This window comes from Thermoleptolyngbya oregonensis NK1-22 (assembly GCF_032705245.1).
GTDB classification, from domain to species: Bacteria; Cyanobacteriota; Cyanobacteriia; order Elainellales; family Elainellaceae; genus Thermoleptolyngbya; species Thermoleptolyngbya sichuanensis.
The window spans coordinates 310501-328306 of sequence record NZ_CP053540.1; the positions used below are offsets into that span (position 1 = coordinate 310501).

The following is a 17806-nucleotide window of genomic DNA, read 5'->3' on the forward strand; positions in this document are numbered from 1 at the left end:
ACCCAGAAGGCTGCATAGAAAATCGTCCAGACACACACTTAAATTCAAGACACGAAACAGAGGTCAAGCCCTCGGTCTGTTAGTACTCCTCGACTTCATACATCACTGCACTTCCATCTAGAGCCTATTAACCCGTGTTCTGCGGGTGACCTTACTGGCTTTTGCCATGAGAGTACTCATCTTGAGGTGGGCTTCCCACTTAGATGCTTTCAGCGGTTATCCACTCCGCACTTGGCTACCCTGCGTCTACCGTTGGCACGATAACAGGTACACCAGCGGTGCGTTCTTCCCGGTCCTCTCGTACTAAGGAAGAATCCTCTCAATACTCTTACGCCTGCACCGGATATGGACCGAACTGTCTCACGACGTTCTGAACCCAGCTCACGTACCGCTTTAATGGGCGAACAGCCCAACCCTTGGGACGTACTACCGCCCCAGGTTGCGATGAGCCGACATCGAGGTGCCAAACCTCCCCGTCGATGTGAACTCTTGGGGGAGATCAGCCTGTTATCCCTAGAGTAACTTTTATCCGTTGAGCGACGGCCCTTCCACTCAGCGCCGTCGGATCACTAAGGCCGTGTTTCCACCCTGCTCGAGTTGTAGCTCTCACAGTCAAGCTCTCTTCTGCCTTTACACTCTACGGCTGATTTCCAACCAGCCTGAGAGAACCTTTGCGCGCCTCCGTTACCTTTTAGGAGGCGACCGCCCCAGTCAAACTGCCCACCTGATACGGTCCCAAAGCCGGATAACGGCATTCAGTTAGAATTCTAGCTCTGACAGAGTGGTATCTCACCGTTGACTCAGCAACCCCCACAAGGATTGCTTCACAGTCTCCCACCTATCCTGCGCAGTCAAAGCCCGAACCCAATACCAGGCTACAGTAAAGCTTCATAGGGTCTTTCTGTCCAGGTGCAGGTAGTCCGTATCTTCACAGACAATCCTATTTCGCCGAGCCTCTCTCCGAGACAGCTCCCAGATCGTTACGCCTTTCGTGCGGGTCGGAACTTACCCGACAAGGAATTTCGCTACCTTAGGACCGTTATAGTTACGGCCGCCGTTCACCGGGGCTTCGGTCGCCAGCTTCGCTTGCGCTGACCGACTTCCTTAACCTTCCGGCACTGGGCAGGCGTCAGCCCCCATACATCGTCTTGCGACTTAGCGGAGACCTGTGTTTTTGGTAAACAGTCGCCTGGGACTCTTCACTGCGACCACCTCTCGGTGGCACCCCTTCTTCCGAAGTTACGGGGCCATTTTGCCGAGTTCCTTAGAGAGAGTTATCTCGCGCCCCTGAGTATTCTCAACCATCCCACCTGTGTCGGTTTAGGGTACGGGCAATATGCAGTTAACGTGTTTAGAGCTTTTCTTGGAAGCCTGACATCACACACTTCGGAGACGTATCTCCTCGTACTCACGCCTCAACTCGGAACGTTTTCGCCGCTCCTCATCGCCTCGGACGCTTGAACCAGTAACCAACCTCTGGCTGTGTTAGCCTTCTCCGTCCCTCTGCACAACTACATATCGGTACAGGAATATTAACCTGTTGTCCATCGACTACGTCCTTCGACCTCGCCTTAGGACCCGACTAACCCTCCGCGGACGAGCCTTCCGGAGGAACCCTTGGGATTTCGGGGCATTGGATTCTCACCAATGTTTGCGCTACTCAAGCCGACATTCTCACTTCTGCTTCGTCCACACCTGCTTCCGCTGATGCTTCTAACTACTACAGAACGCTCCCCTACCGATACATCGATAGATATATCCCACAGCTTCGGTACATCGCTTAGTCCCGTTCATTTTCGGCGCAGGAGCGCTTGACCAGTGAGCTATTACGCACTCTTTTAAGGGTGGCTGCTTCTAGGCAAACCTCCTGGTTGTCTATGCACTCCCACCTCCTTTGCCACTTAGCGATGATTTGGGGACCTTAGCTGGTGGTCTGGGCTGTTTCCCTCTTGACGATGGAGCTTATCCCTCACCGTCTCACTGGCAGAGTGTACACGGGGTATTCAGAGTTTGACTCGATTTGGTACCGCTCTCGCAGCCCGCACCGAATCAGTGCTTTACCCCCCCGCTATAATCTCTACCGCTGCGCCTCAACACATTTCGGGGAGAACCAGCTAGCTCCCGGTTCGATTGGCATTTCACCCCTAACCACAGCTCATCCGCTGATTTTTCAACATCAGTCGGTTCGGACCTCCACTTGGCTTTACCCAAGCTTCATCCTGGCCATGGTTAGATCACCGGGGTTCGGGTCTATAAACACTGACTTTCGCCCTTATCAGACTCGCTTTCGCTTTGGCTTCGCCATTCTCGGCTTAACCTGCCAGTGCCTATAAGTCGCCGGCTCATTCTTCAACAGGCACACCGTCACCCGTTTAATCGGGCTTCGATTGCTTGTAGGCTGACGGTTTCATGTTCTATTTCACTCCCCTCCCGGGGTTCTTTTCACCTTTCCCTCGCGGTACTGGTTCACTATCGGTCACACAGGAGTATTTAGCCTTTCGAGGTGGTCCTCGATGATTCAACCGGAATTCCACGTGCTCCGGCCTACTCGGGATTCAGCTAGTATCTTTAAGCTTTCGACTACAGGACTTTCACCTTCTCTGGTGCAGTATTCAGCTGCTTCGTCTAGCCGCTAGAGTCCATATCGCTGTCCCACAACCCCAGGAGTTAAAACCCCTGGTTTAGGCTCTTCCCGCTTCGCTCGCCGCTACTAAGGGAATCGAGTTTTCTTTCTCTTCCTCCAGCTACTAAGATGTTTCAATTCGCTGGGTTCGCTCTTTCCACCCTATGGATTCAGGTGGTAGTACTGGGGGTTGCCCCATTCGGAAACCCACGGATCAATGCTTGCTTCCAGCTCCCCGTGGCTTATCGCAGGTAACCGCGTCCTTCTTCGCCTCTGTGTGCCTAGGTATCCACCATCAGCCCTTTGTAGCTTGACCACTTTTTCGCTTTCGTCTTGCTTACATTGGTGTCTGTGATAGTGACAGCTTCAATCGACGGCAGGCTGTTATTCTTCCGCCAACTTTCGCTGTCTGCTACCTGACAATTTTCTATGCAGTTTTCAAGGTTCTGGCTGGTTTAATCCAGCAGGCTCTCTTGGTCTTCCTTAACCCGGTGAACAAGATAAGTTGCTGGACTAAGCTAAGTGGACTACTAAACAAGTTGCCTTCTAAACAAGCTGACTAGCTATCGCTTCATGAGGATTCAAGATTCCTCAGTGGAGGTTAGCGGACTCGAACCGCTGACATCCTGCTTGCAAAGCAGGCGCTCTACCAACTGAGCTAAACCCCCATACGAAAATCAGAAAATTGAAGAACGAAGAAAAAACAATGAAAGAACAAGAGCAAAATCTGAAGCCTAGTGCAACTTAAACGATTCGTAAGGAACGATTCGTAAGGTTCCAAGCAAAACTCAAAGACCCGTTGCAGAACAGACTTCGTTACAGAAAAAGTTTCGTAGACTTCGTTACAGAGGCTTTGCTTGCTCTCGTCTCTTTTCCCTCTTCATTCTTCGCTTTTCCCTTTTTCAAAGGTGGGCCATCCTGGACTCGAACCAGGGACCTCACCCTTATCAGGGGTGCGCTCTAACCACCTGAGCTAATAGCCCATAAACCGAACCAGTATAGTTTGGAAGCCCATCTGTAATCCGAACGACCTTGGGATGACCGACTTTGAATCTATTTGCACTGTGCGTTCGACTCTAAAGTGGGTAGGTCTCCCTAAAAGGAGGTGATCCAGCCACACCTTCCGGTACGGCTACCTTGTTACGACTTCACCCCAGTCATCAGCCCTGCCTTCGGCGTCCTCCTCCCGAGGGTTGGAGTAACGACTTCGGGCGTGGCCAACTCCCATGGTGTGACGGGCGGTGTGTACAAGGCCCGGGAACGTATTCACCGCAGTATGCTGACCTGCGATTACTAGCGATTCCTCCTTCATGCAGGCGAGTTGCAGCCTGCAATCTGAACTGAGCCACGGTTTATGGGATTAGCTTGCTCTCGCGAGCTTGCAACCCTTTGTCCGCAGCATTGTAGTACGTGTGTAGCCCAGGACGTAAGGGGCATGCTGACTTGACGTCATCCCCACCTTCCTCCGGTTTGTCACCGGCAGTCTCTCTAGAGTGCCCAACTCAATGATGGCAACTAAAAACGAGGGTTGCGCTCGTTGCGGGACTTAACCCAACATCTCACGACACGAGCTGACGACAGCCATGCACCACCTGTGCTCCAGTTCCCGAAGGCACCCCCTCCTTTCAGAAGGGTTCTGGACATGTCAAGCCCTGGTAAGGTTCTTCGCGTTGCATCGAATTAAACCACATACTCCACCGCTTGTGCGGGCCCCCGTCAATTCCTTTGAGTTTCACTCTTGCGAGCGTACTCCCCAGGCGGGACACTTAACGCGTTGGCTACGGCACTGCCCGGGTCGATACGGGCAACACCTAGTGTCCATCGTTTACGGCTAGGACTACAGGGGTATCTAATCCCTTTCGCTCCCCTAGCTTTCGTCCCTCAGTGTCAGTGCAGGTCCAGTCAGGCGCTTTCGCCACCGGTGTTCTTCCCAATATCTACGCATTTCACCGCTACACTGGGAATTCCCCTGACCCCTACCGCACTCTAGTCGTCCAGTTTCCACTGCTGGTATGCGGTTAAGCCGCACGCTTTAACAGCAGACTTGAACAACCACCTACGGACGCTTTACGCCCAATAATTCCGGATAACGCTTGCATCCTCCGTATTACCGCGGCTGCTGGCACGGAGTTAGCCGATGCTGATTCGATAGGTACCGTCAGAGCTTCTTCCCTATCAAAAGCGGTTTACAACCAATAGGCCGTCCTCCCGCACGCGGTCTTGCTCCGTCAGGCTTGCGCCCATTGCGGAAAATTCCCCACTGCTGCCTCCCGTAGGAGTCTGGGCCGTGTCTCAGTCCCAGTGTGGCTGATCATCCTCTCAGACCAGCTACTGATCGTCGCCTTGGTAGGCTCTTACCCCACCAACTAGCTAATCAGACGCGAGCTCATCCTCAGGCCATAAATGTTTCACCTCTCGGCACATCGGGTATTAGCAGCCGTTTCCAGCTGTTGTCCCCGTCCTAAGGGCAGATTCTCACGCGTTACTCACCCGTCCGCCACTAGGTGCCGAAGCACCCCGTTCGACTTGCATGTGTTAAGCAGACCGCCAGCGTTCATCCTGAGCCAGGATCAAACTCTCCATGTTGTTCTCCATTTAGAGTTTCTTGGCTCCAGAACTCTCGTTCCGGTTTGAGATTACCTAAATAATCTCTTTGTGTTTCGTTAATTCAGAAAAGCTATTCCCTCGTCTCTCGACTCTTCAAGAAAAATCAATCTCTACGAACTAGTTCAAGAGCTAGTCCCTAAATATCAATCTCCCTGAAAAATCTCTGAAATCTCAGAAATAACTCCCCCGATATTTGCATTAACGGGTCACAGATGTTATTCTGGCTTCCAAACTATTATCTTTTCTAGGTTCGGGCGGCGAGACTTTAGCCTTGCTTCGCTTTCACTCCGCTTCGGCTGTCCTCCCGACCGCTTTACTAATGTAGCTCTATCTCCCTATATCTGTCAACACCTTTTTCAAAAAAAACTCCCAGAACTTGAAACCCCCGCTGGGTAAGGGGTTTGGGAGGTTAGCACGGGGCGATCGCCCCCTATTCCCGTCTTCATCTTCAAAAAAATCCTCAAAAAATTCGGAAGCGGATAGTTTAGATCCACATTTTCTCCATGCTCTTGCCAAGGTTTTAAGCCGAGTTCCCTGAAGAAGGGATTGGGATGAGTGGTTATGATGCAGAAAACGGCTGGATAGTCCCAGAGCTTATCTGGTTCTCCAGCCGCCTCAAGCTTTGTGCAGGCAATGTGATTAGACAGGCAACGTGATTAGAAGAGATTAGAGAAGACTATTTAACCGTTGCACCTGAGTATCCGTCTTCCGCTGCTTGATGTAGCGATAGGTTTCTGCAAGTTCCAGAGCGAACTGATCCTCGATGGCTTCGGCGGCCTGACGACTTGGGTAGGCGACGAAAATTGCGGCTCCTCGTTCTGACTGGAAGAGTGTAGTTGACAACTCTTGAAGAAGAGGCTCGTCGAAGGCTAAGCAGCCAATCCCCATTGATTCTGCCTCTAAGACTCTCATTTTGGCTTTGTGTCGAATAAATGCTCGAACTGGGTACGAATCGCTAGCAAGTTCCATAGGGCGTGAGGAGGGTCTGTGAAAATGGCTGTCGCGTTAGGATGCAGATGCTTCAGCTTGAGAGCTAGATTTTCTATCGCCTCGGAATGAGTAGAGAATTCGTGCGAAGAAATAGCGCTCTAAGATCCTGCAATACCTAGACCAATAGCTTAAGAGAAGCTTAAGAAGTGACTAGGATAACAGCTAGATTGCCCCGTGTGTAGATGGCGATCGCATTCAGACACAAAAATTAATAGTTGTGTCTTGTATTAGTCTTTACAAAAAATTTGCTCTTATGCAGCCCCTCTCTCATGTCTGGCTCTGTTTTTAGAGCAAGGTTAAGCCTCAACCCCAGCTTTACCAAGCTTCATCTACAGCCTTAAGTTCTCCGCTTGAGTACAGCCAATTATTCAACAGCCACAATTTGTAGTTTGCTCGTAATGATTGCAAAAAACTGGTAGGTCTTCGTGACCTACCAGCGAGTTCAAGCTTCAGGAGTGCCCCTAGAGCAGGTGGCTAGCTCACATGCTCTGGGGAAATGGTACGAACCAATCGTCGCTTAGACCTCTTTGTAGACTTGCAGCAGCGTGCCAGAGATGTAGCCGTAGCCCAGGATGAACTGGCTGCATTCGTGTTCGGCAGGGCCAATTTCGGCTGTGGCGGAAACCACATACAAACCGGGGGTGAGTCCTGCTTTTTTGGGCACTTCAGACAGCTTCACTTCGTACTCGTAGACATCCTTCTGGGTTGTAATTTCCGCTAGGAGGTCAATTTCCGTAGCCTTCCGGCCTTGGCCTTCAAAGTGGAAGTTCATCGAGATTTGGGTGCCCAGGCACATCAGCAGCGAGGATAGGGGGGTTCGGTTGAACACGATTTTCACGCTTGAAACGAACTCTTCATCAGCCGCGATGATGTAAGGAGACTGTCCAGGAGCAACGTAGGTGGGGGGCACAGGCAGATCGGCCGTCCCTTCTACACGCAGCTCAGACAGTTCAAACATCACCGGGCCCAGAATGCTACGGGAGTAGGTTTCTGTTTCTGCGTATTGGGGAGGTTGGGCCCCGACCGGAGGCGCAACAGCCGCAGCAGCTTCAGCACGCATTGCTTTGGAGGGAGAACAAACAGTAGCCATAATTAAAGTTCCTCAACAGGTTGATAGTGTATGGTTGAAAGCCTTGGCAGATAAACGTTCTGACGTTTTTTCCTTGGCTTGCTCAACTGAAACCAATATGGCACTGACGGTTGGGCGAGACATTCCCCTAGCAAGGTACTGTTTTGGGTGTGCAGTTTGGAGTGCAGTTTTAGGCGTGTAATTTTGAACGAGATTTCGTAAGCTTTCGAGAGGTTTCAAGGGGGCTACTGTTTTCAATCCAGCCGAAATCGGCTAATTATTAACGAGTGTTGATCTGCGTTGACGAACGTCAACGAGCGTGGATCAGCTTGCAGTCTGTTCCAGATTGAACTGTGATTAGCTTTAAAACTTCTAACTCTGTGGCGGCGATCGCCAGCCTTTTTCTCTCTCTGTCTGTTGCTGGTTTGGTCAACCCTCCTCTGGCCATTGCCCAGACTGAAAATTCTGGCACTACGGCTCAACAACTGACTCCTCAGCAGCGACAGGAGCAAAGTCGGCGGGTCAACGAGCTATTGCGGCAGGGGCGCGACCTGATGCGATCGCGCAATTTTAGCGAGGCGATCGCCATCTACGAGCAGGCCGCCGCACTAGAACCAAACAACGCCCGCATCCACTCTGCTATTGGCTTCGCCCATGCCCAGGAGCGTAACTATGGGGCAGCCGTGTCGGCCTATCGTCGGGCGATCGAGCTAGATGGCAACAACGCCAACTTTCACTACGCGCTTGGCTTTTGTCTGGCCAACCTGGGGGACAACGCGGGGGCGGCTGAATCCTATCGTCGAGCCGTCGCGCTGGATTCTAATAACCTAGACGCGAATTTGGGTCTGGGCGTAGTTTTAACTCGCCTGCAAGACTATGATGGAGCGCTAGCCGCCTATCGACGAGCCGCCACGCTGCGCGGCGCAAACAGTGCCCGCATTTATGAATCAATGGGTGAGGTACTGCTGCTGGCTGCCCGCTATCGAGATGCCGCAGAGATGCTGCAACAAGCCGCCGATTTGGCTCCTAGGCGGGCCGAGGTACAGGCCAATTTGGGAGTGGCACTGGTCAACTCAGGACGGGTGCAGGATGGGCTGAATGCACTGCGTCGAGCCGCCGAGCTAGAACCTCGAAATGCTGATATTTACCTGCAAATCGGGGACTTGTATCGCGCCCAAGGCAATATGCAAGAGGCGATCGCCTTTTATCAACGGGCAACTTTTGCCGAGCCGAATTCAGTCGATGCCCATTCGACCTTGGGCAACTTGCTGTTGGAACAGGGGAATTATCTCCAGGCAATCATTACATTTCGGCGGCTAACAGAACTGGAACCAGAAAGTGGAGATGCGTTTTATAGGCTTGGCGTGGCGCTAAAGGAGCGCGATCGCCGGAACGAGGCCCTTGCCGCTTTTCGTAGCGCCCTCCAGCTTTACGAGCAGCAGGGCAACGCAGAAGGCGCGGCACAAGCCGAATCTATGATCAAAAAGCTGGATTAACGCAGCGCAACGTTTTTAGTCTAAAACTCAGTCGAGTTGTCAAGTCAGACCTCCCTCTCATTGCCCTGATCACGTAACAAATTAAACCTCTAATGAGAAAGGGTGGGACGCAGTGCGCCTCACCCTTTTTAACTTGCTAAGCTTAACTCGCTAAGCTCTGAACTTATCCAAGACGATGGACTGAACACCTTTGATAAATACCCAGTTTTGCCTCAAGATACCGCGCCCGATAGCACGGTCTGATCAAACGCTTCCCGATTCGGAAATACTTCAAACACCTGATCCATACTGGTCAGCTCAAACAAAATCTTAACTTGTTCGCCAATCGAGCAGAAAGATAGCCGCTTACCAGCAGCCCGCACCTTTTTGTGGGCGCTTGCCAAAGCACCCAGCCCAGAACTATCCATAAACGTCACTTTCTCTAAGTCCACCAAAATGACGGAAGCGCCGGTTTCCAGAGCCTCACCAATTTGCTGATGGAAGGCATCTACCTGGGTGCCATCTAGAATGCCAGAAAGCTCAATAACTTTAATCATGTTTCCAGTTTGACAAGGGTTTAAGGATTGAGGCGTGCGGCTGCCAGGATGTTAACCAAAATGCACATAGCCTCTGCACGTTCTATGAAGATGCAGAGCCAGGGCATTAAATTTTGGTGAACCCACGCTGCAACCCCAGCATATGCAATGGGCGAAAGCGCAGACCCATACGGAGAATACGGATCTGTGGCTGCGCGGCTTATTAAGCACTCCTCTAAACTGGCATAGCTGTGAACGAATTGCCACTAAGTTAGATACAGTCCCCTACGTGTTGCTACCAAAATGATTTTTTAGTGACGGTGAAATGCTTGATGGACAAGGCGATCGCTAAAATTAAAGAGTTGGTGAATAGACCTTCAAATTTATGATGTTCAAGGATGTGGTGTGGACGATTGACGCAGGTTGGAAGCGGTGGCTCAGGGCGATCGCCCTGCTTTTTTTGGTCGGCTTGTTAACCGGGTGCAGCGCAACGGCTGCCTCTGGCCCAGGGTCTTCCGGCGTACACACCGCCACCCGTCAGGACTCCTCTCATCTCACGTCAGCCCCCTCTAGCTCCTTTGGAGCATCCACACCGCTCCCGGTAGAAGTCGCAACCCGCATCAAGACCAAGCTAGCGGAGAAGACGGGTCTTTCGACAGCGCAAATGACGCTGAGCAACGTCAGCCCCCAAACCTGGAATAATGCCTGCCTGGGTGCCGCAGAGCCTAACGAGGCTTGTGCTGAGGTCATGACTCCTGGCTATAGGGTCACAGTTTCCACGCCTCAAGGAAAATACCAAGTCCACACCGATCAATCTGGCAGCAGGGTGCGGGTTGAATGAAGTTGAATGAAGCTGCTCTAGGAGATAGGCAGAGCAGAGATATGCAGAGATATATAGAGATACATATAGCAAAGCGCATGAGCCAAACACAGCCCATGCACTTTGCTATGGATCTATTTTGAGATTTATTTTGCTGGAGCCTCTTTAGGGCGTGATAGGCTGCCCGCCGTTAGACGGTGTAACAGGAACCACGTCGGGAACGGGAACGGTCGTCGTCCTCGGAGGCACAGCACTCGGATCGGCAATGTCGGGAATGTCAATGACTGGACGATCCAGCGCGATCATCAGTTGAGAATCGGACTGGGAAATCACGTTGACATGCGGGGAAAGATAGCTCGGAGCCACCACTGTCGTCACTGCGCCTGCAAACAGCGCTGCTGCCGCCGCCATGCCGCCCCAGGCCACAGTGCGCTTTGGCTTACGCTCCAGCCGCTTCATCACCTGGCTGACCGTCTGTTCGACGGGGCGCTCGGCAGGAACAGGGAGGGTGCGTAGCCCATGCAACCCTTGACGCAGCTTGAGGAGACGAGCATAAAGCTGTTGTGCAGAAGCGTCGCTGGCAAGCCACGCCTCGATCTGGCGACGATCGCTCGCGGAGACTTCGCCATCTAGATAGGCGCTCAATAACTCAAAGCGATCGCGCTTCAAATGGTCAATCGGCTCTACAGGTGAACGATGCGCCCATTCTGGGGGCAGACCGCTCCCAGAGGCAGGGCGAGAGGCACGCTGCCGGGGAGTTTTACCGTCGTTAATATCAGGCATCATGGTCAAATCAATCAAGGACTCAGAATCGAGAGCAAACCGCTAAACCGATGAGTCAATGCACAGGGCTAGTGTGCAAAGGTTATGCACAATCGCGAGAGGATGGAGTTCCAACGTTGAGTTCAAACCTTGCTCAGATCATACGGGGAATCATAAGGGAAATATAGTAAAACCAGCCTCAGCCTCCAGTTGCACAAGCTACATGCCAAACCAGAATTCCGACGCGATCGCCCATTGTTTTCCCTCAATCCTCCACAACACGGGTGGAGAGATATCCCTTAGCTGTCCAGATAGGTCTGGAGCTGATACTGAAGCCGCTGACGCGCTCTGGCAATTCTAGACTTCACCGTGCCCAGAGACACACCCGTAATTTCAGCGATTTCTTCGTAGGCCATGCCTTCAATTTCCCGCAGCACGATTGTGGTGCGGAAGACTTCTGGCAAATCGGCGATCGCCGCCCGCAATTGGTCATAGAACTCGCGTGTAACCAAATCTTCGGAGGGCCCTGGCCCATCCGACGCAAGCTCCCAATCCATCTCGCCATCGTCTAGCGTGCGCGGTGCGTCCAGCGAGAGAGGGCTATCGACCCGCTTACGCTTCCGCAGTTCGTCATAAAACAGGTTGGTGGCAATTCGGCTGAGCCAGCCCCGAAACTTTTCTGGCTCTTGCAACCGACTAACGTTGCGATAGACCCGAATCCACACCTCCTGCGCCAGATCGGCCCGGTCTGACCAGTCGGGCGCAAGGTGATACAACACCTTGTCCACATGAGACTGATAGCGCCGAATTAATTCCGCAAACGCTGTCTTGCTTGGCCGTAGCCCCGCCTGACATTGCAGAATCAAATCGTAGTTCGACAGAGACTCTGCCGGAACCTTGGCCTGGGGCGCAGATGCCCCGACGGCAGACCAGGACGCAGACATAGACTCGCTCATGGGCAACGCTTGGCTTTGGGAGATGACACTTCTAGATGACGCTTGCATATCGGTGATGTTCCTACCGGAGTTGCAAAAGTTGCTTTGGCTTGGGTCAGGAGTGCAGGGTTCCACAGGCAAAGCGGTGTAAAGGGCAGCGATCGCACTGGCTCCAAAGTCCTTGTATAGCAACGACTGTCGCCTTCGCAGCCTAAATCTACCGCGATCGCCCCTGGCACAATTGGCCAGATGGACGGATTTTCAATCTGCACACCCCTGGGGCCCAATTCGCATTTCTTTTTCATCCGCACCGCTGTTTGTCAAAACCGGATCATTTTAGAGAGAACGGCTTCTCTCCATTCCGCCAAACAACACCCCCCTGGAAATCGCCCCACGCCTGATAAATCGGTGAATTGGCAATTCAAAATCCAAAACCCAAAAGTCAAAATCACCCCCAGTCCCTTCATTTCAAAGGCCCAGCTTTAGGGTTGGAGATTTTTCCTTGGACATCGGCAACCATAGGACAGCGCCCCCCGCTGTCCCAAGGTTTAGGCGGCATTCACTTCTCAGCAAAGACACCAACCATGTAGTATCAATTGCTGCGAGGCAGCATGATAGAAACTTGCAGAGGGAATTTTCTATGTGTCGCCCATCCGACTCTTTTTAATAGCGTCAATAGCTCTAGTAGCGTTAATAGCGGGGAATGGTGGGGTCAACGGCGATCGCATAGGCTTCGATTCCACCCGTTAGATTTTTGACATTCTGAAAGCCCTGCGACAGCAGCCAGCCGCACATCTGCGCCGACCGCATCCCGTGGTGACACATAACGATGGTTTCTGCCTCCGGATCTAAGCGGCTGTGGATATTGGTTGACCATTCGCCATACTGACTCAGCGGCAGGTTGATGAAGCCGTCTACCTGGGCGATCGCCAGTTCCTCCGGTTCGCGCACGTCCACCAGTTGCAGCCGCGCTCCCTGCGCCAGCCGTTCGGCAAGTTCCGTTGGGTGGATATGCGGCAGTTGAGACATCGAGTGCATCGTAGGATAAAGCAGTTTTGCAAAGGGGAATGACTGCATGATCCCACAAACACCGACCGACTCGCCGCTAGACAACCTGCACATTCGCCCTGCCACCGAGGCCGACGTACCTGGCATCTTGACAATCTATAACGACGCGATCCTGCACACGACTGCGGTTTACGACTACGAGCCACATACGCTGGAAATGCGCCAGTCCTGGTTTGCCGCCCGCCAGACAGAGGGCTATCCCATTCTCGTCGCCGTTAATGCCGCAGCCGCATCAGCCGCAACCGATGATGCCGCAGCCGCATTAGCCGCAACCGATGATGCCGCAACTGATAATGCCGAGATTCTGGGCTACGCTGCCCTCGGCCCCTTCCGCGCCTGGGCCGCCTATCGCTACACTGCCGAAAGCTCCGTCTACGTCGCAGCCCCCGCCCGCGGTCGCGGCATTGGTCAGCGCCTCCTTGCGCCCCTCATCGAAGCGGCCAAAGCTCGCAGCCTGCACACCCTGATTGCGGGAATTGATGCCGACAACGCCGCCAGCCTGCGGCTGCACCAGCGCTTTGGCTATGCAGAAGTCGGGCATCTGCGACAGGTGGGCTACAAGTTCGACCGCTGGCTAGATTTGAAGTTTTTGCAGTTGTTGCTATGACTGGCGCTTCAACCCAGCATCACTTCAGCACAGCATCACTTCAACCCGGTGTCCCTTACCCGGTGTCCCTTCAACCCGGCATCACTTCAGCACGGCATCACTCTACCGCGCCCAGCATCCGCAGGGTGGCCCGCTGTGCGTCGGTGAGTCCTGTGACTTGGGCGATCGCCATTCCTTCGTAGGGTCGCGGCACGCGCAGCACCCAGGAAGCTTCGGGTTGCCGCAGGTGCGAGGCTGGCGAACAAGCGCTTGAGGACGTGCCTTCCCCGCAACACCCCTGATCCTCAAATCCCAACTCCCAGAGGCGGATTGTTTCATCCTGCCCGCAACTTGCCAGGGTGTTGCCATCGGGGCTGTAGGCCAGGAAGCGCACCCAGCGGTGGTGTCCGTGGAGCGTGTGCAGGCAGGTGGCAGCACCAGAATCCCAGAGCTTGAGGGTGGTGTCGGTGCTGCAACTGGCGAAGTGTTTGCCGCTGGGGTGAAAGGCGATCGCCAGCACGGGCCCCCGGTGCGCCTTGAGGGTGGCAACACAGACTCCATCCTGCACACGCCAGAGCTTGATCACGCCGTCGGCGCTGCCGCTGGCCAGAAGTTGTCCATCGGGGCTGAGGGCGATCGCCCGAATCCAGCTCGTGTGCCCCGTCAGCGTTTGCAAACAGCTTCCATCCTCTAGATGCCACAGGCGCAGGGTCTGATCCTGGCTGCCGCTGGCCAGCAGGCGACCATCGGCACTCAGCGCCAGACACCATACGCCGCCCTCGTGGCCAGCCAGCGTGCGACGACACAACCCTATTGGGGCATCCCAGAGCTTGATTGTGCCGTCAAGACTGCCGCTAAGCAGCGTTTCCCCAGTAGGGCTGTATAGCACCGAAATCACTGCGTCGCGGTGTCCCTCCAGGGTTTGCAGCAGGCGTTGCGTCTGAACATTCCACACCTTGATGCTGTGGTCTTCGCTGCCGCTGGCGAGGAGGGGCTGCTTTGGGTGAAACGCCACCGACCAAATCCAGCGCGTGTGGCCCTGCAAGCTGCCGAGGAGTTGTCCCGCCTGCCGATCCCACAACCGCAGGGTGCGATCTTGGCTGCCGCTGGCAAGAATGCGCCCATCAGGAGAAAACGCCACCGACCACACACCGTTGCTGTAGCCCTGGAGCGTCCGCAAACACAGACCCCGCCCGTCCCACAAGCGCACAGACTGGTCTTCGCTGCCGCTGGCGAGGATGCCGCTGTCTGGACTGAAGGCGATCGCCGCAATCCAACTTCGATGGCCGGTCAGCACACGCCGACAATCACCCTGACGATAGTCCCATAGGCGCAGACTGCCGTCATCGCTGCCGCTGGCGAGGGTGCGCCCGTCGGGGCTAAAGGCGATCGCCCGCACGGGTTGCCGAGAGCCTTGCAGGGGGGGGTGCGCGGTCGGGATTACAGCCCTCGAAGATCCGGCCGATTCCACCATCCACAAGCACACCGTGCCGTCATCATTGCCGCTGGCAAGGGTGTGTCCGTCGGGTGAAAACGCCACTGACCAGACCCAGGGTAGCGCCCCTGTCTCAGGGGGATCTGGATGCTTTAGGGTGGCAAGGCACGCACCGCTGCTGACATTCCACAGGCGCACCGTGCCGTCGTAGCTGGCGCTGGCCAGCAGAAAAGCGGGAGATTTGGATACAGACTTCGCGGTCGGCCCCTGCCGCAGCGGGGCAGGCGAAAAGGCAACGGAGCGAACTTCATGGGTATGGCCCGCTAGGGAATGCAGCAGGGTTCCCGATCGCACATTCCAGACGCGCACCCAGTGGTCTTCGCTGCCCGTCGCCAGGTATTGTCCATCCGGCGAAAACGCCACCGAAAAGACGCGATCGCTATATCCGGGCAGCGTTTTCAGGCAGGCCCCGGTTTGCAAATCCCACAGGTGAACGCTGCGGTTAGCGCTGCTGGCGAGGGTGCGTCCGTCCGGCGAAAACGCCACCGACCAGACCCAACCTTCATCAACCCGCAAGCTGAGCAGTTGCTTCCCATCTGACACTTGCCAGAGGTGGATTTCGTGGTTTACATCGCCCGTAGCCAGCAGCTTGCCATCGGGACTGAAGGCGATCGCCAAAATTTGGCTAAAGGTTTCGGTAAAGCCCGACCGCATCAGATTCGCCCCGGTGAAATTCACCCGATGCAGATTCACACCGCGCAGATACGCATTCCACACAGCGAGTTCCGAAAAGTCCCAACCCGTCAGGTCTGTACCCAGTTGCACCAACAGGTTCAGCAGGGTTCCCGCCGTGTAGCCAGACCGAGCTTGAGACGTGCAGCGGAGGTGCTGGAGATGCGATCGCACTCGTTCTTCTAGCTGGATCTGGGTCTGGTTTTCCAGCAGGCGCTTTGCCAGGGGCGCAAGGATCATCCGAGTCTGCGTTTCGCGGATGTAATCCTTTGCCTGGGGCTGGAGGACTGCGTGGGTATGCAGCAGGTTGCTTGAAATCACAGAAGGGTCATTCGCACATTCAGCTTGAGCAGCACCAACGTGACCAATCTCCTGCCGAAGCCGTTCAATAAGTTGTTCCGTCACATATTCCATCACGGCGGGCTGAAGCGTGAACCTTGCCTGCGATTTTTCAGTGAGACGGGGTGCGGTTTTCTCAATCAAACAGCGCCGCTCTAGGGAACAAATCGCCTCCAGCAGCGCCCCCAGCATCACAGGCGGCACCAGCCACGATCGCAGGTTGGAGAGGGTCACGGGCTTGCGGGCGATCGCCAGCCAGTCCATCACCTGTCGCTCCAGCAGCGAGAGGCGGTTTACCTGCTGCGCCAACAGATCGCGGATATCGCCGAAGACCGAGGTTCCTGTTTCCAGACAGTCCAGAAAGTCTGTAAGCCGCCCGTCGAAGAGATCCTGAATCACCGAGGCAACCATTTGCAGCGCCAGAGGATTGCCCGCATAGTGGCTCACCAGTGTTTGCCACTCGGCATCCGTGCCGCTAAATTCGCCCTTCAGCGCAAAGAGTTCCTGCCCTATGTCTGGCGGCAAGCCCGACAGGCGCAGCGAGCGAATCGGGAGATGCGACCCTTCGCGCACCGCTAGGTTTCCCGGCTTTTCGCGGCTGGTGAGGAGGACGGTACTCTGATGTTCTGCTTCGCCCAGAGCTTGCAGCAGTTGACCATAGCCCTCGTAACCGGGTAAGTAGCCGCCGCCGCGATCGCCCTGCCGCATCACCGTTTCACCGTTATCCAGAACGATCAGACAGCGGTGCTGCCGCAAATAGTCCAGCAGGCGGCGGATGCGCCCATCTAGCGAGTCGGGCAGGTCGGCATCTCGGCGATGGGAGAGAACCTGAATGAGATCTGCCAGCAGTTCCAGGACAGGCGGCGCGTTGCGGAGCGATCGCCAGAGGGTGAACTGAAACGGTGCATCGCCTCTGCCCGGTTCAGCGGTTTGCCGCTCCGATAGCCGTTTTGCCAGCTTGACGGACAGCGTGGTTTTGCCGATGCCCCCCATGCCCAAAATCAGGATCAGCCGACAGCGATCGCCCAAAATCCAGTCTGCGACCTGCTGCAACTCGGCATCACGACCATAGAAGGCAGGTAAATCGACCGCATCGCCCCAGTCGGCCACGGGCGCAGGAGGGGAAGCAGCCGCGGAAACGGGAGGGGCGACTGCCACGCCGGTTTCGGGCAAGGTGGCAACCGGAGCAGACAACAGCAGAGCAGAATTTCGCAGCAGCGTCTCTCGATTTGCGGCGGGTTCAGCCCGTTGCGCCAGCACAGCCGACGGCTCTGAAATTATGGGTTCTAAAGCAACGGGTTCTAATCGCTCCGGGTCTGAACCCGTGGCTTTGACCCGTGGAGCCTGCCGCTTCAGCACGACCTGCAAATTGTGCTTGGTGACCTTTTCCTGGAACGTATCCGACAGCAGTTGCCAGAGCTGGGAACCCGTCTGTTTCACATAGCCCAACTCATAGCCATAGCGACGAGCAATTTCTAGATAAGATTGCTCCTCCCAGGCCTGACAAAACACCGCGCGTTGCAGCTTGCTGAGGCGATTGTCCCGCAGGGCGAACTCAACTATGGCTAGGGCTTCTTCGGAGTTCATAACTGTTTACAAAAAAGACTCGAAATTGCCCGCTATCAGGGCGATCGCGCTCATTGCTCCCCACTGCGGCTCCCCATTGCGTATCAGCGATGCTAACGGTTTGGGCGATCGCCCTTTGTAGCCCAAGGCACATTCTGTTTGCCTCAGATCGAACCTTTTGCGAACCTTTCCCACACCTTTTAGAACCCCGTTTCCGGCGCGGCTTTGATAGGCTTTGGTCTAACTTCTAATCACCCCAGTCA

The 17806-nt window shown here is 54.7% G+C and carries 10 protein-coding genes, 2 tRNA genes and 2 rRNA genes; 3 read left to right on the plus strand and 11 right to left on the minus strand.

Annotation, left to right across the window (positions count from 1 at the left end; translation table 11 throughout):
* Positions 1 to 59 precede the first annotated feature (59 nt).
* The 6 genes from HNI00_RS01330 to HNI00_RS01355 all read right to left on the minus strand — a co-directional run bounded on the left by HNI00_RS01330 (position 60) and on the right by HNI00_RS01355 (position 7310).
* Positions 60 to 2939, minus strand: a 23S ribosomal RNA gene (locus HNI00_RS01330).
* Between the two features lie 279 nt (positions 2940 to 3218).
* Positions 3219 to 3291: transfer RNA gene (locus HNI00_RS01335), tRNA-Ala, on the minus strand.
* Positions 3292 to 3532: 241 nt separating this feature from the next.
* Positions 3533 to 3606, minus strand: a tRNA-Ile gene (locus HNI00_RS01340).
* 115 nt (positions 3607 to 3721) lie between these two features.
* Positions 3722 to 5209 (minus strand): 16S ribosomal RNA (locus tag HNI00_RS01345).
* Together the 16S and 23S rRNA genes with 2 tRNA genes alongside form the textbook arrangement of a ribosomal RNA operon.
* A 687-nt stretch (positions 5210 to 5896) precedes the next feature.
* Positions 5897 to 6073 (minus strand): hypothetical protein, encoded by a 177-nt coding sequence (locus HNI00_RS01350; protein ID WP_316790007.1) that lies wholly within the window; start codon positions 6071 to 6073, stop codon positions 5897 to 5899.
* 664 nt (positions 6074 to 6737) lie between these two features.
* The gene (locus HNI00_RS01355) at positions 6738 to 7310 is read right to left on the minus strand and encodes a hypothetical protein (RefSeq protein WP_225906668.1); all 573 of its coding nucleotides are present in this window, start codon (positions 7308 to 7310) and stop codon (positions 6738 to 6740) included.
* 332 nt (positions 7311 to 7642) lie between these two features.
* Here HNI00_RS01355 and HNI00_RS01360 point away from each other — a divergent pair, with 332 nt between their 5' ends.
* Positions 7643 to 8785 carry a tetratricopeptide repeat protein gene (locus tag HNI00_RS01360; protein WP_316790008.1) on the plus strand — a complete coding sequence of 381 codons (1143 nt, stop codon included), beginning with the start codon at positions 7643 to 7645 and terminating at the stop codon, positions 8783 to 8785.
* Positions 8786 to 8997: 212 nt separating this feature from the next.
* On the opposite strand, the gene HNI00_RS01365 is transcribed toward HNI00_RS01360, so the two are convergent.
* Positions 8998 to 9321, minus strand: coding sequence for an STAS domain-containing protein (locus tag HNI00_RS01365; protein ID WP_172355021.1), 324 nt, complete (start codon positions 9319 to 9321; stop codon positions 8998 to 9000).
* A gap of 364 nt (positions 9322 to 9685) precedes the next feature.
* Here HNI00_RS01365 and HNI00_RS01370 point away from each other — a divergent pair, with 364 nt between their 5' ends.
* Complete coding sequence (locus tag HNI00_RS01370) at positions 9686 to 10141, plus strand: hypothetical protein (protein WP_316790009.1); 456 nt, start codon at positions 9686 to 9688, stop codon at positions 10139 to 10141.
* A 144-nt stretch (positions 10142 to 10285) separates the two neighbouring features.
* Here the strand turns inward: HNI00_RS01370 and HNI00_RS01375 are convergent, their stop codons facing one another.
* From HNI00_RS01375 to HNI00_RS01385, 3 genes are all read right to left on the minus strand, one after another.
* Positions 10286 to 10906 carry an anti-sigma factor family protein gene (locus tag HNI00_RS01375; RefSeq protein ID WP_316790010.1) on the minus strand — a complete coding sequence of 207 codons (621 nt, stop codon included), beginning with the start codon at positions 10904 to 10906 and terminating at the stop codon, positions 10286 to 10288.
* Between the two features lie 275 nt (positions 10907 to 11181).
* The gene (locus HNI00_RS01380) at positions 11182 to 11838 is read right to left on the minus strand and encodes a sigma-70 family RNA polymerase sigma factor (RefSeq protein WP_172355025.1); all 657 of its coding nucleotides are present in this window, start codon (positions 11836 to 11838) and stop codon (positions 11182 to 11184) included.
* A gap of 669 nt (positions 11839 to 12507) precedes the next feature.
* On the minus strand, positions 12508 to 12846 hold the full coding sequence (locus HNI00_RS01385; RefSeq protein WP_316790011.1) for a rhodanese-like domain-containing protein: 339 nt from the start codon (positions 12844 to 12846) through the stop codon (positions 12508 to 12510).
* A 46-nt stretch (positions 12847 to 12892) separates the two neighbouring features.
* On the opposite strand from HNI00_RS01385, the gene HNI00_RS01390 reads away from it, so the two are divergent.
* Positions 12893 to 13492, plus strand: coding sequence for a GNAT family N-acetyltransferase (locus tag HNI00_RS01390; protein WP_316790012.1), 600 nt, complete (start codon positions 12893 to 12895; stop codon positions 13490 to 13492).
* A 97-nt stretch (positions 13493 to 13589) separates the two neighbouring features.
* Here the strand turns inward: HNI00_RS01390 and HNI00_RS01395 are convergent, their stop codons facing one another.
* A complete protein-coding gene (locus tag HNI00_RS01395; protein ID WP_316790013.1) occupies positions 13590 to 17564 on the minus strand; it encodes a WD40 domain-containing protein in 3975 nt (1324 codons plus the stop codon).
* Positions 17565 to 17806: the final 242 nt, after the last annotated feature.

Coding starts and splice junctions, on each gene's coding strand:
- HNI00_RS01355 (WP_225906668.1), bottom strand. CDS start 7,310: ATGGCTACTGTTTGTTCTCCCTCCAAAGCAATGCGTGCTGAAGCTGCT.
- HNI00_RS01365 (WP_172355021.1), bottom strand. CDS start 9,321: ATGATTAAAGTTATTGAGCTTTCTGGCATTCTAGATGGCACCCAGGTA.
- HNI00_RS01370 (WP_316790009.1), top strand. CDS start 9,686: ATGATGTTCAAGGATGTGGTGTGGACGATTGACGCAGGTTGGAAGCGG.
- HNI00_RS01375 (WP_316790010.1), bottom strand. CDS start 10,906: ATGATGCCTGATATTAACGACGGTAAAACTCCCCGGCAGCGTGCCTCT.
- HNI00_RS01380 (WP_172355025.1), bottom strand. CDS start 11,838: ATGAGCGAGTCTATGTCTGCGTCCTGGTCTGCCGTCGGGGCATCTGCG.
- HNI00_RS01385 (WP_316790011.1), bottom strand. CDS start 12,846: ATGTCTCAACTGCCGCATATCCACCCAACGGAACTTGCCGAACGGCTG.
- HNI00_RS01390 (WP_316790012.1), top strand. CDS start 12,893: ATGATCCCACAAACACCGACCGACTCGCCGCTAGACAACCTGCACATT.
- HNI00_RS01395 (WP_316790013.1), bottom strand. CDS start 17,564: ATGAACTCCGAAGAAGCCCTAGCCATAGTTGAGTTCGCCCTGCGGGAC.